This window comes from Hypericibacter adhaerens, from assembly GCF_008728835.1.
Classification (GTDB): domain Bacteria; phylum Pseudomonadota; class Alphaproteobacteria; order Dongiales; family Dongiaceae; genus Hypericibacter; species Hypericibacter adhaerens.
Genome location: NZ_CP042582.1, coordinates 4032843 through 4054920, shown reverse-complemented (window position 1 = coordinate 4054920; position 22078 = coordinate 4032843). Strand labels below are relative to the sequence as shown.

At 67.6% G+C, this 22078-nt stretch carries 22 protein-coding genes; 12 read left to right on the top strand and 10 right to left on the bottom strand.

Translation table 11 applies throughout. The annotated features are described in order from the left end of the window. The first annotated feature begins 67 nt into the window (after positions 1–67). Both gltX and cysS read left to right on the top strand, forming a co-directional pair. A complete protein-coding gene (gltX, locus tag FRZ61_RS18060; RefSeq protein WP_151119039.1) occupies positions 68–1399 on the top strand; it encodes a glutamate--tRNA ligase in 1332 nt (443 codons plus the stop codon). Positions 1400–1423: 24 nt separating this feature from the next. Continuing rightward, positions 1424–2812, top strand: coding sequence for a cysteine--tRNA ligase (cysS, locus tag FRZ61_RS18055; protein WP_151119038.1), 1389 nt, complete (start codon positions 1424–1426; stop codon positions 2810–2812). Positions 2813–2836: 24 nt separating this feature from the next. On the opposite strand, the gene FRZ61_RS18050 is transcribed toward cysS, so the two are convergent. Continuing rightward, entirely contained in the window at positions 2837–3400 is a 564-nt protein-coding gene (locus FRZ61_RS18050) for a PAS domain-containing protein (protein WP_151119037.1), read from the bottom strand. 72 nt (positions 3401–3472) lie between these two features. Next, a complete protein-coding gene (locus FRZ61_RS18045; RefSeq protein WP_151119036.1) occupies positions 3473–4111 on the bottom strand; it encodes a LysE family translocator in 639 nt (212 codons plus the stop codon). A gap of 217 nt (positions 4112–4328) precedes the next feature. Here FRZ61_RS18045 and cimA point away from each other — a divergent pair, with 217 nt between their 5' ends. The 8 genes from cimA to FRZ61_RS18005 all read left to right on the top strand — a co-directional run bounded on the left by cimA (position 4329) and on the right by FRZ61_RS18005 (position 13801). Next, the gene (cimA, locus tag FRZ61_RS18040) at positions 4329–5957 is read left to right on the top strand and encodes a citramalate synthase (RefSeq protein ID WP_151119035.1); all 1629 of its coding nucleotides are present in this window, start codon (positions 4329–4331) and stop codon (positions 5955–5957) included. After that, on the top strand, positions 5957–6751 hold the full coding sequence (locus FRZ61_RS18035) for an RNA methyltransferase (RefSeq protein WP_151119034.1): 795 nt from the start codon (positions 5957–5959) through the stop codon (positions 6749–6751). Before cimA ends, FRZ61_RS18035 begins: the two co-directional genes overlap by 1 nt. A gap of 176 nt (positions 6752–6927) precedes the next feature. Then, positions 6928–7542, top strand: a complete 615-nt coding sequence (rpsD, locus tag FRZ61_RS18030) for a 30S ribosomal protein S4 (RefSeq protein ID WP_151119033.1) — start codon at positions 6928–6930, stop codon at positions 7540–7542. A gap of 115 nt (positions 7543–7657) precedes the next feature. Beyond that, on the top strand, positions 7658–9202 hold the full coding sequence (locus FRZ61_RS18025; protein ID WP_151119032.1) for a tetratricopeptide repeat protein: 1545 nt from the start codon (positions 7658–7660) through the stop codon (positions 9200–9202). Beyond that, positions 9199–10899 (top strand): tetratricopeptide repeat protein, encoded by a 1701-nt coding sequence (locus FRZ61_RS18020; protein ID WP_191909091.1) that lies wholly within the window; start codon positions 9199–9201, stop codon positions 10897–10899. Before FRZ61_RS18025 ends, FRZ61_RS18020 begins: the two co-directional genes overlap by 4 nt. A 43-nt stretch (positions 10900–10942) precedes the next feature. Continuing rightward, entirely contained in the window at positions 10943–11617 is a 675-nt protein-coding gene (locus FRZ61_RS18015; RefSeq protein WP_151120887.1) for a glycosyltransferase, read from the top strand. A 122-nt stretch (positions 11618–11739) separates the two neighbouring features. Beyond that, positions 11740–12549 carry a DODA-type extradiol aromatic ring-opening family dioxygenase gene (locus FRZ61_RS18010; RefSeq protein WP_151119030.1) on the top strand — a complete coding sequence of 270 codons (810 nt, stop codon included), beginning with the start codon at positions 11740–11742 and terminating at the stop codon, positions 12547–12549. Positions 12550–12769: 220 nt separating this feature from the next. Beyond that, positions 12770–13801 (top strand): NADP-dependent oxidoreductase, encoded by a 1032-nt coding sequence (locus tag FRZ61_RS18005; protein ID WP_151119029.1) that lies wholly within the window; start codon positions 12770–12772, stop codon positions 13799–13801. A gap of 127 nt (positions 13802–13928) precedes the next feature. On the opposite strand, the gene grxD is transcribed toward FRZ61_RS18005, so the two are convergent. From grxD to FRZ61_RS17970, 7 genes are all read right to left on the bottom strand, one after another. Continuing rightward, positions 13929–14267: a Grx4 family monothiol glutaredoxin gene (grxD, locus tag FRZ61_RS18000; RefSeq protein WP_151119028.1), complete on the bottom strand. Its 339-nt coding sequence runs from the start codon at positions 14265–14267 to the stop codon at positions 13929–13931. An 89-nt stretch (positions 14268–14356) separates the two neighbouring features. Further along, positions 14357–14587, bottom strand: a complete 231-nt coding sequence (locus FRZ61_RS17995) for a BolA/IbaG family iron-sulfur metabolism protein (protein WP_151119027.1) — start codon at positions 14585–14587, stop codon at positions 14357–14359. Positions 14588–14617: 30 nt separating this feature from the next. Then, on the bottom strand, positions 14618–16837 hold the full coding sequence (gene purL, locus FRZ61_RS17990) for a phosphoribosylformylglycinamidine synthase subunit PurL (RefSeq protein ID WP_191909090.1): 2220 nt from the start codon (positions 16835–16837) through the stop codon (positions 14618–14620). Continuing rightward, positions 16834–17523, bottom strand: coding sequence for a phosphoribosylformylglycinamidine synthase subunit PurQ (gene purQ / locus FRZ61_RS17985; protein WP_151119026.1), 690 nt, complete (start codon positions 17521–17523; stop codon positions 16834–16836). The genes purL and purQ overlap by 4 nt, the downstream gene beginning before the upstream one ends. Positions 17524–17729: 206 nt before the next feature. Further along, on the bottom strand, positions 17730–17972 hold the full coding sequence (purS, locus tag FRZ61_RS17980) for a phosphoribosylformylglycinamidine synthase subunit PurS (RefSeq protein WP_151119025.1): 243 nt from the start codon (positions 17970–17972) through the stop codon (positions 17730–17732). A 25-nt stretch (positions 17973–17997) separates the two neighbouring features. Next, on the bottom strand, positions 17998–18762 hold the full coding sequence (purC, locus tag FRZ61_RS17975; RefSeq protein WP_151119024.1) for a phosphoribosylaminoimidazolesuccinocarboxamide synthase: 765 nt from the start codon (positions 18760–18762) through the stop codon (positions 17998–18000). A 147-nt stretch (positions 18763–18909) separates the two neighbouring features. Continuing rightward, positions 18910–19671 (bottom strand): NRDE family protein, encoded by a 762-nt coding sequence (locus tag FRZ61_RS17970; protein ID WP_151119023.1) that lies wholly within the window; start codon positions 19669–19671, stop codon positions 18910–18912. Positions 19672–19794: 123 nt separating this feature from the next. Here FRZ61_RS17970 and FRZ61_RS17965 point away from each other — a divergent pair, with 123 nt between their 5' ends. Together FRZ61_RS17965 and FRZ61_RS17960 are read left to right on the top strand one after the other, a co-directional pair. Then, positions 19795–20199 carry a DUF1476 domain-containing protein gene (locus FRZ61_RS17965; protein WP_225308876.1) on the top strand — a complete coding sequence of 135 codons (405 nt, stop codon included), beginning with the start codon at positions 19795–19797 and terminating at the stop codon, positions 20197–20199. Between the two features lie 100 nt (positions 20200–20299). Beyond that, positions 20300–20629 carry a DUF1476 domain-containing protein gene (locus tag FRZ61_RS17960; protein WP_151119022.1) on the top strand — a complete coding sequence of 110 codons (330 nt, stop codon included), beginning with the start codon at positions 20300–20302 and terminating at the stop codon, positions 20627–20629. A gap of 56 nt (positions 20630–20685) precedes the next feature. Here FRZ61_RS17960 and purB read toward each other — a convergent pair whose 3' ends face one another. Continuing rightward, the gene (purB, locus tag FRZ61_RS17955; protein WP_151119021.1) at positions 20686–21984 is read right to left on the bottom strand and encodes an adenylosuccinate lyase; all 1299 of its coding nucleotides are present in this window, start codon (positions 21982–21984) and stop codon (positions 20686–20688) included. Between the last annotated feature and the right edge of the window lie 94 nt (positions 21985–22078).

Genomic DNA, 22078 nt, shown 5'->3' with positions numbered 1-22078 from the left:
AATGCCGGAAGCAGCGGACCCGGACCCCGCGCTCAATCCCTGATTCCCCGGGCCGGAGACGGTGCCGATGACGGTCCGCGTCCGTTTCGCGCCCAGCCCGACCGGTCATCTCCATGTCGGCAACATCTTCGTGGCGCTGCATAACTGGCTCTTTGCGCGCAAGGAGGCGGGCGAGTTCCTGCTGCGCTTCGACGATACCGATCTGCAGCGCTCGACCGCCGAGTTCGCCGAGGCGATCCGCAGGGACCTGACATGGGTCGGTCTGGCCTGGGACCGCGAGGTCTCGCAGTCGCAGCGCATCGCCGTTTATGACGCGGCGGCGGAGCGGCTCAAGACATCCGAGCGGCTCTATCCCTGCTACGAGACCGCCGAGGAACTGGCGCTCAAGCGCCAGGCGCAGCTCCAGTCGGGGCGGGCGCCGGTCTATGACCGCGCGGCGCTGGCCTTGTCCGCGGCCGATCGCGCCAAGCTCGAGGCCGAGGGACGCCTGCCGCATTGGCGCTTCCGGCTCGACCTCAAGGAGGTGCGCTGGATCGACATGGTGCGCGGCCCGCAGCATATCGACGAGGCCAGCCAGAGCGACCCGGTCCTGATCCGCGAGGACGGCACCTATCTCTATACGCTTCCCTCCGTGGTCGACGACATCGACCTCGGCGTCACGCACGTGATCCGCGGTGCCGATCACGTCACCAACACCGGCGCGCAGATCCAGATCTACGAGGCGCTGGGCGGCACGGTGCCGCGCTTCGGCCATCTGCCCCTGCTCAAGGGCAAGGGCGGGGAGGAGCTGTCCAAGCGCATCGGCAGCCTCTCGATCGGCGAGCTTCGCGCCGCCGGCATCGAGCCCCTGGCGCTGGCGAGCTATCTGGCGCGGCTCGGGACCGGCGATCCGATGAAGCCGGTCCATTCCTGGGCCGAACTCGTCCCGGAGCACAATCTCGGCAAGCTGGGCGCGGCCTCGCCCCATTTCGACCGCGAGGAGCTGGCCCAGATCAACGCCCGCCTGCTGCACGAGACCGAGTTCAAGGAAGTGGCTTCGCGCATCGCCGCCGGCGGCGTCGACGAGCGGCTCTGGAATGCGGTCCGCGGCAATCTCCAGAAGCTGGCCGATATCGAGCAGTGGGCCCGGATCTGCCAGGGCGAGATCCTCACCCGCACCGACGATGTCGACCTGACCCGGATCGCGGCGGCCGAGCTGCCGCCCGAGCCCTGGAACGACGAGACCTGGAAGAACTGGACCGGCGCCATCACCTCGGCCACCGGCAAGAAGGGAAAGGCGCTGTTCCAGCCCCTGCGCCAGGCCCTGACCGGCCTCGACCATGGACCGGAGATGCGGCTTTTGCTACCTCTCATCGGCCGCGCGCGGGCCTCGGCCCGGCTGCTGCGCGGCAAGGGCTGACCCAGGCTTCACGACCGTCGAGACATGCCGATCCATCTGCACAACACGCTGACGCGCCGCAAGGAGGCGTTCGTTCCGCTCGATGCGAAGCAGGTGCGGATGTACGTCTGCGGGCCCACGGTCTATGACTTCGCCCATATCGGCAATGCGCGGCCCGTGGTCGTGTTCGACACGCTGTTCCGCCTGCTGCGGCACGTCTATGGGCCGGAGCACGTGATCTATGTGCGCAACATCACCGACATCGAGGACAAGATCATCGCCGCGGCCAACGAGCGCGGCGAGACGATCCGGGACCTGACCGAGCGCACCGCCAAGGCCTATCAGGAGGACATGGCGGCGCTGGGCGCGCTCGCGCCGACGCATCAGCCGCGCGCGACCGAGCATGTCGCCGGCATGGTCGCGATGATCGAGCGCCTGATCGGGCTCGGCCATGCCTACGCGGCCGAGGGCCATGTGCTCTTCAACGTGCCCTCCATGCCGGATTACGGCAAGCTCTCCGGCCGCACGCTCGACGAGATGATCGCCGGGGCGCGGGTGGAGGTGGCGCCTTACAAGAAGCATCCGGCGGATTTCGTGCTGTGGAAGCCGAGCAGCGCCGACCAGCCCGGCTGGGACAGCCCCTGGGGCCGCGGGCGGCCGGGCTGGCATATCGAATGCTCCGTCATGTCGGAGGCCTTGCTGGGACCGGTCTTCGACATCCATGGCGGCGGAATCGATCTCATCTTCCCGCATCACGAGAACGAGATCGCCCAGAGCCGCTGCGCCCACGGCACACCGGTCTTCGCGCGCTACTGGATGCATAACGGCTTCGTCCAGGTGAACGGCGAGAAGATGTCGAAATCGCTCGGCAACTTCTTCACCGTGCATGAGCTCCTGGAGGAAGGCCATCGCGGCGAGGCCATCCGCCTGGCGCTGCTCTCGGCCCATTACCGGCAGCCCATCGACATCACGCGCGAGGGCCTGGTCGAGGCCAAGGCCACGCTCGACCGCTTCTACACCGCGCTCGCCCGTGCGGGCGGTGCCGCCCTGCCGACGCAGGACGCGATCGACGAGGCGCCGCTCGATGTCATGGCGGCGCTCGAGGACGATCTCAACACGCCGTTGGCGCTGAGCCACCTGCATGAGCTGGTGCATCGGCTGAACAAGGCGCCGAGCGACACGGAGCGGGAGCGCGCCGTCCAGGCTTTGACTCGGTCGGGAGCGCTGCTGGGGCTGCTGCAGCAGGAGCCGGAGCTTTGGCTGCGCGGCGGGGCCGATGACAGTGCCGAGATCGAGGCCGCGATCGCGGCGCGCACCGCGGCACGCAAGGCGCGCAACTTCGCCGAGGCGGACCGTATCCGCAAAGACCTGGCCGCGCGCGGCATCCTGCTCGATGACGGCCCGCAGGGCACCACCTGGCGCAGGGCCGGCTGATCGCGTTCCGAGTGGCGTGCGCCGCTATCGGTCCGGCGCGAAGAGTCCGCGCTGGCGTTCCATCGTGCTGAAATCCTCGATGCCGATGCCGTGCGTCACGCGGGCGCCGTCGGCCGAGACCGGGAAGATGGCCCACTCGTAGTTCTTCATCTTTCCGTCCGCCCAGAGCAGGAAGTCCCGGCCGAAGATCGGCTGGTGGCTTTCGATCATCTCGCCGACGGAAACGAGCCAGACCTCGATATAGCGCGGGTCCCAGAGCACCTCGTGCAGCCACTTGCCGGTATAGTCCTCGCCCACATGACGGACCTGCTCGGTGCCGACGAGGCGATAGCGGATCCGCAGCGGGTCGAGGTGATATTCGGCGACGATGAGATAGGGCAGGAGATTGACGACGCGCGCGGGATCGAAGTCCTTCTTGAGCGGCAGGGGCTTGTCCCCACGCAATTCGGCCCAGTAGGCGGCGAGCTGCCGGATCATGGCGGAGCTTGTCTCCTCGAAGGACAGGCGCTCCATCTGGGCGGTCGCGGTCGACAGCCGCGCGCCGGTCGCCTTGGGCTTGCGCCTGAGGGAGACGGGATCGTCAGCCATGGGGCGGGATTCCGATCTCCTGAGGGCCTGGTCGCGGATCCGGTTTCATGATCGAGGTGAGACGCTCCCGGGTTAACGCTCGCTGAGGGCGACACGGGCGGCGAGGCCCACGAACAGGCTGGCCGTGATCCAGCGCAGCACCGTCACGGCGCGGCGCGAGCTGAGGATCCGTTCGCGGGCGGCGCCGGCCGAGAACGCCACCGCCAGCAGCACGCTCGTTCCCCCGATATTGAAGAGCAATCCCAGGAACAGGATCTGCGCCGCGACCGAGCCGCGCGACGGATCCACGAATTGCGGCAGGAAGGCCAGGATGAACAGCGCCACCTTCGGATTGAACAGGTTCGTCACCACGCCGTCGAGGAACGCGCGGTGGGCGCGCCGCGGCGGCAGTGCCGCCGCCTGCAGCGGGCCCGAGCGATCGGTCGCGGCCCGCCAGGCGAGATAGAGCAGGTAGAGGGCGCCTGCATATTTGACGACGAGGAAGGCGGTCTCGGACTGCTGCAGCAGGGCCGAGACGCCGAAGGCGGCGAGAAGCGAATGGATCAGGCTGCCCGCGGCGACGCCCAGTGCCGCCCAGATGCCGGCGCGCCGGCTGCGGCCCAGGCTCTGGGCCAGCACCATGGTCATGTCGGCGCCCGGCGTCAGGTTGAGGGCGAGGGCGGCGGCCAGGAAGGGGAGGAGGGTCGCGAGGTCGGGCAGGAAATGCGGCATGAAAGGGTCATTCCGGGCGGGCTGCCGGCCGCGGAGGATCGCCATCCTGCCGGGGCGTGGGCAAGGGGCCAGGATAGCGGTTCGACCCGCGGCTGTCAGGGCGCGACGACCTGGCCCGGACCCGCTGGTTGACGGCGCTGGTTCCAGGGGGCAGAAAGACACCGGCCTCGCGACCGGGCAGCCGCCAATCGCCTGCTTTTTCGGACCTTTTTCGGCAATGGACGACAAACGCGTATACCTCTTCGACAGCACGCTGCGCGACGGCGCGCAGACCCAGGGCGTGGATTTCAACGTTCTGGACAAGCAGGCCATTGCCCAGGCGCTGGACAAGATCGGGGTCGACTATGTCGAGGGCGGCTGGCCCGGCGCCAACCCGACGGACGATGCGTTCTTCGCCGCGCCGCCCGCGCTGAAGCATGCCAGGCTCGTCGCTTTCGGCATGACCCGCCGGCCGGGCCGCAGCGCCGCCAACGATCCGGGCTTGGCCGCGCTGACCGGCACCAAGGCCCGCTCGGTCTGCATGGTCGGCAAGAGCTGGGATTTCCATGTCGATGTGGCGCTCGGCATCTCGCGGTCCGAGAACATCGACATGATCGCCGAGAGCGTGGCGCATGCGAAGACGCGGGTCGACGAGGTCATGTTCGACGCCGAGCATTTCTTCGACGGCTACAAGGCGAATGCCGCCTACGCGCTCGACTGCATCAAGGCCGCCCATGCGTCGGGCGCGCGCTGGATCGTGCTCTGCGACACCAATGGCGGCACGCTGCCGCACGAGATCGAGCGCATCGTCGGCGAGGCGACCAAGGCCATCCCCGGCAGCCATCTCGGCATCCATTGCCACAACGACACCGAGAATGCGGTCGCCAACAGCCTGGCTGCGGTCCATGCCGGGGCGCGCCAGATCCAGGGCACGCTCAACGGGCTGGGCGAGCGCTGCGGCAATGCCAACCTGGTGTCGCTGATCCCGAGCCTCCTGCTCAAGACCGACTTCAAGCTCGGCATCGATCGCGAGGCGCTCAAGGGCCTGACCCATCTCTCGCGGCTGCTCGACGAGCGTCTCAACCGCGCGCCCTTGCGCAACGCCGCCTATGTCGGCGAATCCGCCTTTGCGCACAAGGGCGGCCTCCATGTCTCGGCGGTGGAGAAGGATCCGCGCACCTACGAGCATATCGAGCCCTCGCTGGTCGGCAATCGCCGCCATATCGTGGTGTCGGACCAGTCCGGCCGCGCCAACATCCTGGCGCGCTTCCGCGATATCGGGCTTTCGATCGAAGCCGACGATCCCAAGGTGGCGGCCCTCGTCGAGCTGGTGAAGGTGCGCGAATATGACGGCTATGCCTATGACGGGGCGGAGGCCAGCTTCGAGCTTCTGGCGCGCCGCGAGCTGGGCGGCATTCCCGACTATTTCCGCGTCTCCCGCTTCCGGGTCATGGACGACCGGCGCTGGAACGCGCGCGGCGAGCTGGTGACGGAATCAGAGGCCACGATCACGCTCGAGGTCGGCGAGGAGCGGCTGATGACGGTCGCCACCGGCAACGGCCCGGTCAATGCGCTCGACACGGCGCTGCGCAAGGCGCTGCTCGCCTTCTATCCGGAGCTCGAGGATATGCGGCTGGTGGACTACAAGGTCCGCATCCTCACGCCCTCCGCCGGCACGGGTGCGGTGACGCGCGTCATGATCGAGAGCGCCGACGACAGCGGCGAGCGCTGGTCCACGGTCGGCGTCTCCGCCAACATCATCGACGCCTCCTTCAACGCGCTCCATGACGGCATCAGCTGGAAGCTCTTCCGCGCCGGGGCGCCGGTGCGCAGCGGCGCGATCAAGGGCGGTGCGGGGAAAGACTGATGGCCACGCCGGGCCGCCGGGCGCAGGCCCCGCTCGAGACGCCCGCGGTCATCCTGATCGAGCCGCAGCTGCCGGAGAATATCGGCGCCACGGCGCGGGCCATGATGAATTGCGGCCTGACGAATCTGCGTCTGGTACGCCCGCGCGAGCAATGGCCCAACGAGCGCGCGCGCGAGGTTTCGTCGGGCGCGCATGAGCCGATCGACAAGGCCGAGCTCTATCCCTCGGCGCGCGCGGCGATGGCGGATTTGACCCGCGTCTATGCGACCTCGGCGCGCCACCGCCAGATGATCAAGACGGTGATGACGCCGCGCGAGGCGGCGGCCGAGATGCGGACCCTCATCGCGCGCGGCGAGCGGGTGGGCGTGATGTTCGGCCCGGAGCGGGCGGGCCTCGAGAATGACGAGCTGTCGCTGGCCGATGCGGTGATCCGGGTTCCGCTCAATCCCGATTTCACCTCGCTCAACCTGGCGCAGGCCGTGCTCCTCATCGGCTATGAGTGGTACCAGTCGGGCGACGACACGGCCCCGCGCGAGCTGGTGGTCAATGGCACAAGGCCGGCCGAGAAGGAGGAGCTCCTCAACTTCTTCGACCATCTCGAGCGCGAGCTCGACGCCTCGGGCTTCCTGCGCAATGCCGAGAAACGGCCGGGCATGGTGCGCAATATCCGCAATCTGTTTCAGCGCGCCGGCCTGACCCGCCAGGAGATCCGCACCCTCCATGGCATCGTCAAGGAGCTCTCCTCCAAGCGCGAAAACCGGCCCCGGCGCCGAAAAACGACTACAACCAGTTGAATTATATTGATTTAATCGGCTTTGACAGGGCCGCCGCCAGCGGCTACAACCTGCCGCCTCAATTCCCGAGAAAGTGGATCTAGCGCCAAGGGGCCGTGATCCCGTCCCCCGAACGTCCAGCCATGGGCGCTTGGGATGGAACTATCGGGACAACAAGCAGCAAAAGGAACCATCCGGTGACAAAGCGCGCCGAATCCAAATACAAGATCGACCGACGCCTCAATGTGAATCTCTGGGGCCGTCCCAAGAGCCCCCTCAACAAGCGCGAATACGGCCCGGGCCAGCATGGCCAGCGCCGCAAGAAGCCGTCCGACTTCGGCCTGCAGCTGATGGCCAAGCAGCGGCTCAAGGGCTACTACGGCAATATCGGCGAGCGCCAGTTCCGCCGCCTCTATGAAGAGGCCGCGCGCCGCCGCGGCGACACCGGCGAGCAGCTGGTGGGCCTCCTGGAGCGCCGTCTCGATGCCGTGGTCTATCGCGCCAAGTTTGTGCCGACCGTCTTCGCGGCACGCCAGTTCGTCAACCATGGCCATGTGAAGGTCAACGGCAAGCGCGTCAACATTCCTTCCTACCAGGTGAAGGAAGGCGACATCGTCGAGGTGAAGGACCGCTCCAAGCAGCTCACCACGGTGCTCGAGGCCGCCGCCTCGAACGAGCGCGACGTGCCGGATTATATCGAGGCCGATCACAAGGGCATGCGCGCCAAGTTCGTGCGCGTTCCGGCGCTCGCCGACGTGCCCTACCCGGTCCAGATGGAACCGCATCTGGTGGTCGAGTTCTATTCGCGCTGATCGGCGCGGGAAAGAATCTCCTGTCTTGCGAAAGGCCGGCCCCCTGGGGCCGGCCTTTCTGCTTTCGGGCCCCGTCTTGGCCGGTCGCCGTCCCTTCGACTAGTCTGACAGGCGCATGACCGCATCCGACGATTCGACCGCCGCCATGCCTGGACCGGCCCTTGCGGCTGATCTCGCGGCGGCCAGGGCGCACCAGGCGGCATCGCGCTGGCCCGAGGCGGTGGCGCTCTATCGCGCGGTTCTTGCCCGCGCCCCGGATTCGATCGAGGCCCTGTCGGGGCTGGGCGACAGCCTGCGCGACATGGGCTCGGCCGAGGAGGCGGTCACCCTGCTGGATGCGGCCGTGGCGCGGCATCCGGGGTCGGCGGCGCTGCACTACAGCCTGGGCCGCGCGCATCAGCGGGCTAAGCGCCTGGGCAAGGCCATCGACATCTACAAGATCGTGCTGAAGCTCGATCCGCATCACGCCGATGCGCTCAACAGCCTGGGCCTGTTCTTCAGCGCGCGTGACGACCTGAAGAGCGGTATCGCCTTGTTCCGGAAGGCGCTCGCCGCCCGGCCCGAATTTCCCGATGCCCTGGTCAATCTGGGACTCAATCTGAAGCTCATGGGCCAATACACGCCGGCGCTCTTGGCGTTCCGGCAGGCCATGCGTCTGGCCCCCGACGATGTGCGCGCGCATTGGGCTGCGAGCCAGCTTCAGCTCTTGATGGGCCAGTTCGAGGAAGGCTGGCGCGGCTATGAGTGGCGCTGGCGCACCCGCGAGGAAAGCTCGGGCCGGCCGGGGCTCTATCGGCAGCCGCCCTGGGACGGCAAGCCGCTGCCGGACGGCAAGCTGCTGATCTGGAGCGAGCAGGGGGTCGGCGATGAGGTCATGTTTACGAGCCTCCTGCCCGAGCTTTCCACGAAGGTGAGCTGCCTCCTGGAATGCGATCCCCGCCTGGTGCCGCTGTTCGCGCGTTCCCTCCCCGGCGTCGAGCTGGTGGCGCGGGCCCATCCTCTGCCGACGCGCCTGTCGGCTCCCGACATTCGCGCCCAGAGTGCCGCCGGCAGCCTGGGGCGCTGGCTGCGCCCCGACCGCGCCAGCTTCGCGGGCCGCGGCGGCGCTTATCTGAAACCCGACCAGGGGAAGCGTGATCGTTGCCGCGGCGGCTACGGTAACGAGAAGCTCAATGTCGGCATTGCCTGGCATACCACCAAGGTCGAGCTCACCGCGCCGCGCCCGATTGCGCTCGAGGCGCTGCTGCCGATCCTGCGGGTGCCGGGCGCACGGTTTGTCAGCCTGCAGTACGGCGATCATCGCGAGGCGATCGCGAAGCTGGCGGGCGAGGCGGGTATCGAGATCCACCAGGACCCGGAGATCGATCAGATCAAGAGCCTCGACGATTTCGCGGCGCAGATCGCGGCCCTCGATCTGGTCATCACGATCGACAACAGCACCGCCCACATGGCCGGCGCGCTCGGCGTCCCCGCCTGGGTGTTGCTGCCGCATCCGCCCGAATGGCGCTGGCTCCTGGAGGGCAGCGACTGCCTCTGGTGGCCGTCGCTGCGGCTGTTCCGGCAAAAGGCGTGGAAGGATTGGAGCGGCGTCGTGCAGGAAGCGGCCGAGGCCTTGGCCCGCCATGTCGCCGCCGGCAGGCCGCGGACGGCCTCGCCGTGACGCGGTCGCCGCTGGCTGTCGCCTTCGCCCAGCACAAGGCCGGCCGCCTCGTGGAGGCGGAGCGCGCCTATCGGCGTCTCCTGGCCGCGGCACCGGACAATCCCGATATCGCGATGCTGCTGGGGCTTCTGCTCGACCAGCGTGGCGTGCATGCGGAGGCGGTCCAGCACCTGGCCAAGGCGGCCGCGGCGAAACCCGCCGATTCGGCGGCGCATTACAGCCTGGCTCTGGCCCTGCAGCATGCGGGGCGCGGCGGCGAGGCGGCATCGAGCTACCGTCGGGCTCTGGCTTTGCGTCCCGACTATCTCGCCGCCCGCGTCAATCTCGCCAATCTTCTCGGCGAGACCGGAACCGGCGAGGATGCGGAAGCGCTTCTTCGCCAGGGGCTCGCCCTCCATGGCGCGCAGCCCGACCTGCATTACAACCTCGCCCGCCTGCTGCAGCGCGCGCAACGCCGCGACCAAGCGATCGAGCATTATCGCGCGGCGCTGGCGCTCAAGCCCGATCTGCCGGGTGCGCTCAACAATCTGGGACTTCTGTTGCTGGAGAATGGGGCGGCCGAGGAGGCGGTGCGGCTGTTCGAGCAGGGTGCTGCCGCCAATCCGTCGAATGTCGAGCTCCGGCTCAATCTCGGCAATGCGCTGGCCCAGGCCTGCCGGTTCGACGACGCGGTCGCCGCCTATCGGCAGGCGCAGAAGCTCGCGCCCGACAATGCCGATGCGCATCACTTCGAATCTTTCACGCTGCTTCTGCTCGGGCGGCTCGCGGAAGGGTGGGCAGCCTATGAATGGCGGCTGCGGGCGCCCGACATGGTGGCGAAGGCCGCCCTCCATCCTCAGCCCCGTTGGAACGGCCGGCGCGACCTGCGGGGCCGCCTGCTGGTCTGGAACGAGCAGGGGATCGGCGATCAGATCATGTTCCTGAGCCTTCTCCCGGAGCTTGCCGGCGAGATGGATCTGGTCGCGGAATGCGATCCCCGGATGATCGGGCTGTTTCGCCGCTCCCTGCCGACGGTCGAGTTCGTCGTTCAGCCGGCCGAAGGGGCCGGGCCGCCGTCCGGCCCTGCGGACATCGCCGCGCAGATCCCGTCCGGTTCGCTGATGCGCCATCTGCGGCCCGACCTGGCGAGCTTCGCGGGGCGGGGCGGGGCCTATCTCAAGGCCGATCCCGAGCGCGTGGCGGCATTACGCCGGCGCGAGGGGCACGACCGGCCGCGGGTGGGGCTTGCCTGGCACACCACCGCGCCCGGCGCGGGCTTGCGCCGGCGCATCGCGCTGCCGGCCCTGCGGCCGCTGCTGCAGGCCCCGGGAGTCCGGTTCGTCGATCTTCAGTATGGCGATCACGCGGCGGAGATCGCGGCGCTCGGCGAAAGCGGCCAGCGGCTGGAGGCACCGGCCGCCGATCCCTGGACCGACCTCGACGGGCTTGCCGCGGAGATCGCGGCGCTCGATCTGATCATCACCATCGACAACAGCACGGCGCATCTGGCGGGCGCGCTCGGCGTGCCCTGCTGGGTGCTTTTGCCGCAGCCACCCGAATGGCGCTGGCTGCTCGAACGGACCGACTGCCTCTGGTGGCCGTCCTTGCGGCTCTTCCGCCAGGCCGTGCCCGGCGATTGGGGACCCGTCATCGCCGAGGCCGGTCGGCTGCTGGCGGAGGGGATCGCTTTCAACCGGCCGGGGCAGCCTCTATCCTGAGGCGAGGATCAGGCAGGAACCCAGAGGACGAAACGAGGTGGCTATGCTGCATGTCTTCATCGGCTACGATCCGCGGCAACCCGTTGCCTATAACGTGCTGCATTTTTCGCTGATGCGGCGCGCCTCGCGCCCGGTCGCGATCACGCCTCTGGTCATCCAGCAGCTTCCCCTCAAGCGGACGGGACTCACGCCCTTCACCTTCTCCCGGTTCCTGGTGCCCCATCTCTGCAACTTCGAGGGGCGGGCGCTGTTCCTCGACCTGGACATGCTGGTCCAGGGCGACATCGCCGAGCTGTTCGACATGGCCGACGACAACGCGGTCATGGTGGTGAAAAGCGCGTCGCGCTTCGAATGGGCCTCGGTGATGCTGTTCAACTGCGCCCATCTGGACAACCGGAAGCTCACGCCCGAGTTCGTCGAGACCGCTGAAGGGCTGCACGGCATCAACTGGACCGACAAGATCGGCAGCCTGCCGCCGGAGTGGAACCACCTCGTCATGTACGACCCGCCGAAGCCGGCGAAGCTGGTGCATTACACGGCGGGCATGCCCTGCTATCCGGAAACCAAGGACCTGGGTTACGCCGCGGAATGGATGGCGGAGTTCAAGCAGGCGACCCAGATCGCGCCCTGGGCCATGCTCATGGGCAGCTCGATCCATGCCAAGCCGGTGCTGGAGCGGTTCGAGCGCGCGAAGGGGCAGCCGAAACCACCGGCCTAGGGCCGGGGTCGCGAATGCGATCCCGATAGGCCGGAATTCCCGGCCTCGGGCACCGGGAGGAGAGCAGGTTACCTGCCGGTGGGTCATGGAAAAGCAAAGCCGGAATCGCTATCTCTAGCGCCATGAGCGACCCGACCTTTCCCGTCCTGTTTGTTTCGCATGGCTCGCCGATGCTGCCCTTCGAGCAGATCCCGGCGCGCGATTTCATGGCCGGATTGGGCGCGCGCCTGCCGCGGCCCGACGCCATCCTCTGTGTCTCCGCCCATTGGGAGACGGCGGTCCCCACCGCCAGCACCGCCCTTCATCCCGAAACCATCCATGATTTCTATGGGTTTCCCGAGGCGCTCTATCGCCTGACCTACAAGGCCCCGGGCGCGCCCGCGCTGGCCGAACGCGCCAAGGCGCTGCTGAACGCGGCGGGGTTGCCGGCCGCGACGGATCCCGAGCGCGGCCTCGATCATGGCGCCTGGAACCCGCTGCTGCTGATCTATCCCAAGGCCGACATCCCGGTGACGCAGCTTTCGATCCAGCATCCGGCGGGGCCGGGCCATCACCTGGCCGTGGGCCGTGCGCTCCAGCCGCTGCGCCAGGAGCGGGTGCTGATTCTCGCCAGCGGCGGCGCCGTCCATAACCTGCGGCAGTTCGGCATCGACCGCGAGACGCCTGCCGCCTGGGCCACCGGCTTCGACGATTGGCTGGCCGACCGGGTCGCGGCCCAGGATGCCGCGAGCCTGATCGAATATCGCCGCCTCAAGCCCGAGGGCATCCAGGCCCATCCGCGCGACGAGCATTTCCTGCCCTTCTTCGTGGCGCTCGGCGCCGGCGAGGGCGAGGCGGGGCGGCCGATCCACCGCAGCTTCGCCCATGGCAGCCTGAGCATGGCTTCCTATGCCTGGGGCGAGCTGGCGCCGGACCAGGCCCGCGCCGCCTGAGCGCAATAGGCTCCCGCGCCGCCTGATCGCAATAGGCTCCCGCGCCGCCTGAGCGCAATGGGCTCCCGTGCCGCCTGAGCGCAGTAGGTTCCCGCGCTGCCTGAGCGCTCCAAAAGGGTCCCGCGCCGCTTGAGCGCGACAGGCTTCCGCGCCGCCTGACCTTCTCGACGGTCTTCGGCTATTCTCGCGAGGGATGTTTCTTTCGCGAGAGAGGTGGCCCATGGCGTCCGGTCCTCGTCTGCCCACGACCAGCCGCGAGATCCGCCTGAAGCGCTATCCCAAGGGCATGCCGACGCATGACGATTTCGAGCTGGCGGAGGTCGCGCTGCCGCCGCTCGCCGACGGGCAGATGACGGTGCGCAACATCGTCATGTCGGTGGATCCCTATATGCGCGGCCGCATGACCGGCGCCCGCGACAGCTACGTCGCGCCCTTCGAGCTGGGCCAGCCCCTGCTCGGCCATGCGGTGGGGCAGGTGATGGCTTCGCGGGACGGCGCCTATCCGGTCGGCGCCTATGTCAGCTCGATGCTCGGCTGGCGCGAAGCCTTCGTCGCCGCGGGCGATCAGCTCTCGCCGGTCGATCCGAAGGTGGCTCCCCTCAGCGCCTATCTGGGCGTGCTGGGGATGCCCGGCCTCACCGCCTATGGCGGCCTTCTGCGCTACGGCCAGCCCAAGCGGGGCCAGACCCTGTTCGTGTCGGGCGCGGCGGGCGCGGTCGGCAGCGTGGTGGGCCAGGTCGCCAAGATCAAAGGCTGCCGCGTGATCGGCAGCGCCGGCGGGCCGGAAAAGGTCAAATGGCTGACCGAGGTCGCGGGCTTCGATCACGTGATCGACTACAAGGCCGTCGGCGACCTGACCGCGGAGGTGAAGCGCCTGGCGCCCGACGGCATCGACATCTATTTCGAGAATGTCGGCGGCGCCCATCTGGAGGCGGCGCTCGAGAACATGAAGCTCCACGGCCGCATCATCATCTGCGGCATGATCGCCGGCTATAACGAGCGGATGCCGGGTCCGTCCAACCTGATGCGCATCGTGCGCCGCCGCCTGACGGTGCAGGGCATCCTTGTCCTGGATCTGCAGGATATGGGCCCCGACTTCGAGCTCGACATGCCGCGCTGGATCGCGGAGGGCCGGGTCAAATGGCAGGAGACGGTGTTCGAGGGCATCGAGAAGGCCCCTGACGCCTTCCTCGGCCTCTTCAGCGGCCGCAATCACGGCAAGATGGTCGTGCGGCTGGGGCCGGATAAGTAGGAAGCGCCTGATCGTCATCCCCGCGAAAGCGGGGATCCGTCTTCATCCGGCACGTCGAGTGCAGACGTGGACCCCCGCTTTCGCGGGGGTGACGGCAGGGTAGGCGCGGGCGGAGAGGAAGGAAACGTTACGCCGCCTTGTGCGCGATCCCGCGGTCGGAGAGGAGCTGCTGCAGCTCGCCCGTCTGGTACATCTCGCGCACGATGTCGCAGCCGCCGACGAACTCGCCCTTCACATAGAGCTGCGGGATGGTCGGCCAGTTGCTGAATTCCTTGATGCCCTGGCGCAGGCTGGGATCGGTCAGGATATCGATGCCCTTGAACTTGACGCCGAGATGGCTCAGCACCTGGACCACGGCGGCGGAGAAGCCGCACTGCGGGAACACCGGCGTGCCCTTCATGAAGAGCACGATCTCGTTGTCGGTGATCTCCTGCTTGATGCGCTCGAAGACGGGGTTGGTCGACATGGGATCCTTCATCCTCTCTCGGGGGGCGTGAGGGCCGGTCTCTCCAACGGCCGATCGCGCGGGTCTCGGGTAAAGCTCGTTCCTGGTTCCTAGGGCAGGGCGGTCTGCAGCGCCAGCGCATGCAGCTCGTCGCCCATCCGGCCGCGCAGGGCCTGATAGACCATCTGATGCTGCTGGATGCGGGTCTTGCCCGCGAAGGCCTGCGACTTCACCAGGGCGGCATAATGGTCGCCGTCGCCGCGCAGATCCTCGATGGCGACGACCGCGTCGGGCAGCGCTTCCTTGATGAGGCGTTCCAGCTCGGCAGCGTCCATCGCCATGAAATCTCTATCCTTCCAAGGCCGGCCGGTTCACTCGGCGGCCCCCATATAGCCGGGCAGCCAGCCCTCGTTGGTCCGGGACAGCTCCGCCACGGATATGGACCCGTGGCCGGCCACTGTCAACGCGAGGCCCTCAACCTGGCCGAGCCGCAGGGCCGGGACCCCGGCTTTTTGCGCCCGGCCTAGCAGAGCTTCGGCCTCGGCCGCGGCGCAGGTCACGAGATAGCGGCCCTGGTCCTCGCCGAACAACCATGCGAGCGGCGTGGCTTTGGCCGCCGCCGGCAGCTCCAGGCTGGCGCCGATCCGTCCCGCCATGGCCATCTCGGCCAAAGCGACCAAGAGGCCGCCATCGGAGAGATCGTGGCAGGCGGTGAGCTTGCCTTCGGCAATCAGCGCGCGGACGAGATCGCCATGGCGGCGCTCGGCCGCCAGGTCGACCGGCGGCGGCGGCCCGTCCTCGCGTCCCGCCAGCTCACGCAGCGCGAGGCTCTGGCCCAGATGGCCTTGCGTCTCGCCCAGAAGGAGGATCGCGTCACCCTCCTGCTTGAAGCTCAGCGAGACGGCGCGGCTCGCGTCCTTGAGGAGTCCCACGCCGCCGATGGCGGGCGTCGGCAGGATGCCCTTGCCGTTGGTCTCATTGTAGAGCGAGACATTGCCCGACACGACCGGGTAGTCGAGCGCGAGGCAGGCCTCGCGCATGCCTTCGATGCAGCCCGCGAACTGGCCCATGATCTCCGGGCGCTGCGGGTTGCCGAAATTCATGTTGTCGGTGATGGCGAGCGGTGTCGCGCCCACCGCCGTCAGGTTGCGCCAGCTCTCCGCCACGGCCTGGGCGCCGCCCGCCTTGGGATCGGCAAAGCAGTAGCGCGGCGTGCAGTCGGTCGAGAGGGCGAGGCCCTTGGCGCTGTCGGGCAGCCGCACCACGGCCGCATCGCCGCCCGGCCGCTGCAGCGTGCGCCCCATGACCAGATGGTCGTACTGCTCCCAGATCCAGCGCTTGGAGGCGAGGTCGGGGCAGGCGAGCAGCGTCCTCAAAGCGTCGAGCGGGGCGATGGCCGGCAGGGCCGAGGCTGCCACCGGCGCCTTCGCCGGGGTCGGCGCCGTCGGGCGGTCATAGACGGGTGCCTGCGAGACCAGCGGCTCGACCGGCATGTCGGCCTGGATCCTGCCGTCCTTCTTGAGCACGAGGCGGCCCGTGTCGGTCAGGCGGCCGATCTCGGCGAAGTCGAGCTCCCATTTCTCGAAGATGGCGCGGGCCTTGGCCATGGCTTCGGGCTTCAGCACCATCAGCATGCGCTCCTGGCTCTCGGAGAGCATGATCTCGTAGGCGGTCATGCCGGTCTCGCGCACCGGCACCTTGTCGAGATCGAACTCGATGCCGAGCCCGCCCTTGGAGCTCATCTCGACCGAGGAGGAGGTGAGGCCGGCCGCGCCCATATCCTGGATCGACACGATCGCGTCGGTCGCCATCAGCTCGAGGCAGGCTTCGAGCAGCAGCTTCTCGGTGAAGGGATCGCCCACCTGCACGGTCGGGCGCTTTTCCTCCGAATCCTCGTTGAACTCGGCCGAGGCCATGGTCGCGCCATGGATGCCGTCGCGCCCGGTCTTGGCGCCGACATAGATCACCGGATTCCCGATGCCCGCGGCCTTCGAATAGAAGATGCGGTCGGCCTGGGCCAGACCCACCGTCATCGCATTGACCAGGATGTTGCCGTTATAGGAGGGATGGAAATTCACCTCGCCGCCCACCGTCGGCACGCCCATGCAATTGCCATAGCCGCCGATGCCGGCGACCACGCCCGCGATCAGGTGGCGGGTCTTCGGATCGTCGGGGCTGCCGAAACGCAGCGCGTTCAGGTTGGCGATCGGCCGCGCCCCCATGGTGAAGACATCGCGCATGATGCCGCCCACGCCCGTCGCCGCGCCCTGGTAGGGCTCGATGAAGGAGGGGTGGTTGTGGCTCTCCATCTTGAAGACCACGGCCTGCCCGTCGCCGATATCGATCACGCCGGCATTCTCGCCCGGGCCCTGGATCACCACCGGGCCTTCGGTCGGCAGCCGCTTCAGCCAGCGCCGCGAGGATTTGTAGGAGCAATGCTCGCTCCACATGACCGAGAAGATCCCGAGCTCGGTCAGGTTGGGCGCGCGGCCCATGATCTTGAGGATGAGCTGATATTCGTCGGCGGTGAGGCCGTGCTCGGCGACGATGTTGGGCGTGATGGCAGGCTCGGCCGCGGCGGGTGGCGTCACGAGAGCGCCTCCGCGAGGCTGCGGAAGAGGCCGCGGCCATCGACCGAGCCCAGCAGCGTGTCGATCGCGTTCTCGGGATGCGGCATCAGCCCCAGCACCGTCTTGGTCTCGTTGAAGATGCCGGCGATGTTGCGCGCGGACCCGTTGGGATTGCCCTTTGCCGTGACGGCGCCGTCGGGCTCGCAATAGCGGAAGGCGACGCGGCCGGTCTGCTCCAGCTTGTCGAGCGTCGCCGCGTCGGCGTGATAGTTGCCGTCGTGATGCGCGACCGGCACCGACAGCACCTGGCCCTGCTCGTAGCCGCCGGTGAACATGGTCTGGCTGTTCTCGACCTTCAGATTGATGTTGCGGCAGATGAACTTGAGCGCGGCGTTGCGCAGCAGGGCGCCCGGCAGCAATCCCGCCTCGGTCAGGATCTGGAAGCCGTTGCAGATGCCGAGCACCGCCATGCCCTTGGCCGCGCGCGCCTTGACCTCGCGCATGATCGGCGAATGGGCGGCGATGGCCCCGCAGCGCAGATAGTCGCCATAGGAGAAGCCGCCCGGCACCACCACCAGATCGACCTTCGGCAGCTCGCTGTCGCGATGCCAGACCAGCTGCGGCGCCGATCCCGTGACCTCGGCCAGGGCTTGCCAGGCGTCGCCTTCGCGATTGGAGCCGGGAAATACGATGACGGCGGATTTCATGACAGCAAATCCTGCGGATGTCGGGGACCGAAACGAGCCCAATCTGTTTCCGCTGTCATCCCCGCGAAAGCGGGGATCCACGTCAAAGCTTGGTGGCCTGGATCAAGATGGATCCCCGCTTTCGCGGGGATGACGGCAGGGCCGATGCGCCCTCCTTGCGGGAGGGGGTAGGGGGAGGGGTGCGGCGAACTCTTCATCGCAGTCCGTCAGTCCGCCAGGTCGATCGCGTAGTTCTCGATCACCGTGTTGGCCAGGAGCTTCTGGCACATCGCGTCGAGATTGGCCTTGGCCTTGGCCCGATCGGTTTCCTTGAGCTCGATCTCGATATATTTGCCCTGGCGCACATCCTCGACGCCGGCAAAGCCCATGACCCCCAGCGCATGCTGGATGGCGCGTCCCTGCGGATCGAGAACGCCGGATTTGAGGGTGATATGGACGCGCGCCTTCATGGTCTCCGGTTCCTGATGTCGGTTGTCACTGCATCGTCGAGGGGCCCTTGAGGTCGCGCGGGCCGCCCTCGGGCAGGATGCCGAGCCGGCGCGCCACTTCCTGATAGGCCTCCGCCACCCCGCCGAGATCGCGGCGGAAGCGGTCCTTGTCGAGCTTCTCGTTGGTCTTCACGTCCCAGAGCCGGCAGGAATCGGGGCTGATCTCGTCGGCCAGCACGATCCGCATCTCCTCGTTCTCGTAGAGACGGCCGAACTCGATCTTGAAATCGACGAGCCGGAGGCCGACGCCGAGGAAGAGGCCGGTGAGGAAATCGTTGGTGCGCAGCGACAGCGACAGCATGTCGTCGAGGTCCTGCGGGCTCGCCCAGCCGAAGGCGGTGATATGCTCCTCGCTCACCATCGGATCGCCCAGCTCGTCCGACTTGTAATAATACTCGACGATCGAGCGCGGCAGCACCGTGCCTTCGGCCATGCCGAAGCGCTGCGACAGCGAGCCGGCGACCACGTTGCGGATCACCACCTCGATCGGGATGATCTCGACCTCGCGGATCAGCTGCTCGCGCATGTTGAGCCGGCGCACGAAATGGGTCGGCACGCCGATCTCGCCGAGCTTCACCATCAGATATTCGGAGATGCGGTTGTTGAGCACCCCCTTGCCGGTGATGGTGCCCTTTTTCTGGTTGTTGAAGGCGGTCGCGTCGTCCTTGAAATACTGGACCAGGGTTCCGGGCTCGGGGCCCTCGAACAGGATCTTCGCCTTGCCTTCATAGATACGACGACGACGCGACATGGCGAGCTCCGGGGGATGACGGGACTGCGTAAGGCTTGGCGTGCCCAGGGAAAATCGGCATGGGCGAAGGCGGTCCCGCCGGTCGGCGTCTCTATAGCAGGGGTGCCGGAGGGTTACAACCGCGCCCGGGGACGCGGGTAAACCCGCTCAAAAGCTGAGCTTTTCGTAGGGGAACAGGTCGGGCCGGCCGGCGGCGAAACGCCAGATCGGGTGGCGTTCGAGTCCCGGTTTCGGCAAGGCCAGCAGCGAGCTCGAAAGGGTCTCGAAGCCGTTCTCGCCGACGATGCACATGGCGTCATAGACCGTGCCGCCCGGCGCCGGCGTCCGGTCCTTGAGCAACGCCTCCCAGCCCTGCCAGCCATTGGCGGCGGGGTCGGGGACCGGTGCCTTCTCGAACTGCGGCAGGTAATGCGCGATCCGCTTGCTGTGGGTCCGGTCGTTGCGGTCGTTCGCGGTCAGCATCGAGAGGCCGGGCGGGATTCGCTCGACGCTCATGCCGCGCCCTTCCTCGCGGCTGCCGAGATTGCGCAGCCAGAAGGCGTCGCGGTTGTCGGCCAGGACAAGGTTGAAGGGGCGATAGGCCTCGGGATCGAGATCGGCGAGCGAGCCGGCGGCCTGGCGCGCATCGGCGTGGTCGAGCGCCTCCAGCACCAGCTCGCCGCGGCTGCGCTTGCCCGTCGCGGGGCCCAGCGAGTTCACCCGGTTCATGATCGCGGCGACCAGGCCATGGTCGTTCAGCCCCATCCAGCTACCGCCGGCCAGCCTGTCGATGCCAGCCACCACTTCCGGGCGATCGGGCCAATGGCGCGCCGGTGGCGCCCATGGCCGGTTCTTCATCTCGTCCCGGTTGGCGCCGAGGATCACCGGCCAGTCATGGCCGGGTCTCAGCAGGATCACCACGCTGCACATGGGGAAAGCGGCATGACAGGTTCGCGGCTGGAAGGCAAGAGGTCCTGACATGGATCGGCCGACAGGAGCCCTCGGCTTTCCGATTTGTTTCAATTGGATATGAACGGCCCGGAAAACTTGACGATGGCCGCGCGCGCGACCACCTTTGAACCGGGCCTGCCGGTCCAAGGTGGGACTTCAACGAAGGGAGAATGGGTCGCAATGGCGAGCTTCGAAGATCGCGAACGTGGTTTTGAGAACAAGTTCAAGCATGACCAGGAACTCGGATTCAAAGTCGCGGCTCGCCGGAACAAGCTGGTCGGCCTCTGGGCGGCGCAGGAGCTGAAGCTGCCGGCGGCCGAGCACGAGGCCTATGCCAAGTCGGTGGTCATGGCCGATCTGGAGAAGCCGGGCGATGACGATGTGGTCGAGAAGCTCCTCGCCGATTTCAAGGCGAAGGGTGTCTCGATCTCGGAGCATCGCATCCGCCAGCAGCTGAGCGACCTGCGCGAGGTTGCGCGCAAGCAGGTGATGTCCGAATCGAAGTGACGCCGGCGCCGACGCTTCTCCGCGCCGAGGCCGACGTCATCTCTGCAATCTGGAGGCCGCGCGATCTCGTCGCGGTCTCCGCGAAGCAAGGGAGAGACCCATGTCGGCGTTGGACGATCGTGAGAAGGCGCTCGAGGACAAGTTCAAGCATGACCAGGAGCTGGAGTTCCGGGTCCATGCGCGCCGCAACCGGTTGCTGGGTCTCTGGGCGGCGCAGGAGCTGAGGCTGCCGCCCGCGGAGCACGAGGCCTACGCGAAATCGCTGGTCATGGCCGAGATCGAGCTCCATGGCAGCGACGCCGTCGTCAAGAAGCTGCTCGCCGATTTCACCGACCGCGGCATCGAGATGTCCGACCATCGCGTGCGCCGGCACCTGTCCGAATGCCAGGAACTCGCGCGCCGGCAGGTGATGGCGGAGGTGAAGGGCTGACGCCCGGCTCAATCCAATCCCCTCCCCCGTTCAGGGGGAGGGGATCAATACAAAACTCAGCTCCCCCCGAACACCCGCCGGAACACCGCATCCACATGCTTGAAGTGATAGCCGAGGTCGAACAGCGCCTCGAGCTCGGCGGGCTTCAGCTTCGCCGTCACGCCCGGGTCCTGCTTCAATAGCGCCAGCAGATCGCCGCGCGTCTCCCAGGCCTTCATCGCGTTGCGCTGGACCGTCTGGTAGGCCTCCTCGCGCGCCATGCCGGCCTGGGTCAGGGCCAGCAGCACGCGCTGCGAATGCACGAGCCCGCCGAAGAGATCGAGATTGCGTTGCATCGCCGCCGGATAGATCACCAGCTTCTCGACCACGCCCGCCATGCGCGCGAGCGCGAAATCGAGCGCGATGGTGGCGTCGGGGCCGATCACCCGCTCGACCGAGCTGTGCGAGATGTCGCGCTCATGCCAGAGCGCCACGTCCTCGAGCGCCGGCAGCACCATGCCGCGGATGAGCCGCGCGATACCGGTCACGTTCTCGGTCAGAACGGGATTGCGCTTGTGCGGCATGGCCGAGGAGCCTTTCTGGCCCGGCGAGAAATATTCCTCGGCCTCGGCGACCTCGCTGCGCTGCAGATGGCGGATCTCGATCGCGAGATTCTCGATCGAGCCCGCGATCACGCCCAGGGTCGCGAAGAACATCGCATGGCGGTCGCGCGGGATGACCTGGGTCGAGACCGGCTCGGGCTTGAGGCCCAGCTTCTTCGCCACATGCTCTTCCACGCGCGGATCGATATTGGCGAAGGTGCCGACGGCGCCCGAGATGGCGCAGGTCGCGATCTCCTCGCGCGCCGCGATGAGCCGCTTCTTCGCGCGGTCGAAGGCGGCATAGTGGCCGGCGAGCTTGAGCCCGAAGGTGGTGGGCTCGGCATGGATGCCGTGGCTGCGGCCCATGGTGGGGGTGAGCTTGTGCTCGAAGGCGCGGGCCTTCAGCGCCGCGAGCAACTGATCAAGGTCCGTCAGCAGCAGGTCCGCCGCCTGCTTGAGCTGCATCGCGAGGCAGGTGTCGAGCACGTCCGACGAGGTCATGCCCTGATGGACGAAGCGCGCCATCGGCCCGACATGCTCGGCCAGGTTGGTCAGGAAGGCGATCACGTCGTGCTTGGTTTCGCGCTCGATCTCGTCGATCCGCGCGATCTCGAACTGGCCCCGTTCCCAGACCGCTTTCGCCGCCTCCTTCGGGATCACCCCCAGCTCGGCCTGGGCGTCGCAGGCATGGGCCTCGATCTCGAACCAGATGCGGAAGCGGTTCTCCGGTTCCCAGATCCGGGTCATGGCGGGACGGCTATAGCGTGGAATCATTGAGTTTTCGGGCCCTGGCAGGTCGGGGGACAAATCCCATTATGGCACAGGCTGCGGACCATAAGGGGCGCAGGCGATTCGGTCCATTCATGCG

What these genes read in the sequence shown, in the direction of transcription:
- gltX (WP_151119039.1), top strand. Translation starts at nt 68, where the DNA reads ATGACGGTCCGCGTCCGTTTCGCGCCCAGCCCGACCGGTCATCTCCAT.
- cysS (WP_151119038.1), top strand. Translation starts at nt 1,424, where the DNA reads ATGCCGATCCATCTGCACAACACGCTGACGCGCCGCAAGGAGGCGTTC.
- FRZ61_RS18050 (WP_151119037.1), bottom strand. Translation starts at nt 3,400, where the DNA reads ATGGCTGACGATCCCGTCTCCCTCAGGCGCAAGCCCAAGGCGACCGGC.
- FRZ61_RS18045 (WP_151119036.1), bottom strand. Translation starts at nt 4,111, where the DNA reads ATGCCGCATTTCCTGCCCGACCTCGCGACCCTCCTCCCCTTCCTGGCC.
- cimA (WP_151119035.1), top strand. Translation starts at nt 4,329, where the DNA reads ATGGACGACAAACGCGTATACCTCTTCGACAGCACGCTGCGCGACGGC.
- FRZ61_RS18035 (WP_151119034.1), top strand. Translation starts at nt 5,957, where the DNA reads ATGGCCACGCCGGGCCGCCGGGCGCAGGCCCCGCTCGAGACGCCCGCG.
- FRZ61_RS18025 (WP_151119032.1), top strand. Translation starts at nt 7,658, where the DNA reads ATGACCGCATCCGACGATTCGACCGCCGCCATGCCTGGACCGGCCCTT.
- FRZ61_RS18015 (WP_151120887.1), top strand. Translation starts at nt 10,943, where the DNA reads ATGCTGCATGTCTTCATCGGCTACGATCCGCGGCAACCCGTTGCCTAT.
- FRZ61_RS18010 (WP_151119030.1), top strand. Translation starts at nt 11,740, where the DNA reads ATGAGCGACCCGACCTTTCCCGTCCTGTTTGTTTCGCATGGCTCGCCG.
- FRZ61_RS18005 (WP_151119029.1), top strand. Translation starts at nt 12,770, where the DNA reads ATGGCGTCCGGTCCTCGTCTGCCCACGACCAGCCGCGAGATCCGCCTG.
- grxD (WP_151119028.1), bottom strand. Translation starts at nt 14,267, where the DNA reads ATGTCGACCAACCCCGTCTTCGAGCGCATCAAGCAGGAGATCACCGAC.
- FRZ61_RS17995 (WP_151119027.1), bottom strand. Translation starts at nt 14,587, where the DNA reads ATGGCGATGGACGCTGCCGAGCTGGAACGCCTCATCAAGGAAGCGCTG.
- purQ (WP_151119026.1), bottom strand. Translation starts at nt 17,523, where the DNA reads ATGAAATCCGCCGTCATCGTATTTCCCGGCTCCAATCGCGAAGGCGAC.
- purS (WP_151119025.1), bottom strand. Translation starts at nt 17,972, where the DNA reads ATGAAGGCGCGCGTCCATATCACCCTCAAATCCGGCGTTCTCGATCCG.
- purC (WP_151119024.1), bottom strand. Translation starts at nt 18,762, where the DNA reads ATGTCGCGTCGTCGTCGTATCTATGAAGGCAAGGCGAAGATCCTGTTC.
- FRZ61_RS17970 (WP_151119023.1), bottom strand. Translation starts at nt 19,671, where the DNA reads ATGTGCAGCGTGGTGATCCTGCTGAGACCCGGCCATGACTGGCCGGTG.
- FRZ61_RS17965 (WP_225308876.1), top strand. Translation starts at nt 19,795, where the DNA reads ATGGCCGCGCGCGCGACCACCTTTGAACCGGGCCTGCCGGTCCAAGGT.
- FRZ61_RS17960 (WP_151119022.1), top strand. Translation starts at nt 20,300, where the DNA reads ATGTCGGCGTTGGACGATCGTGAGAAGGCGCTCGAGGACAAGTTCAAG.
- purB (WP_151119021.1), bottom strand. Translation starts at nt 21,984, where the DNA reads ATGATTCCACGCTATAGCCGTCCCGCCATGACCCGGATCTGGGAACCG.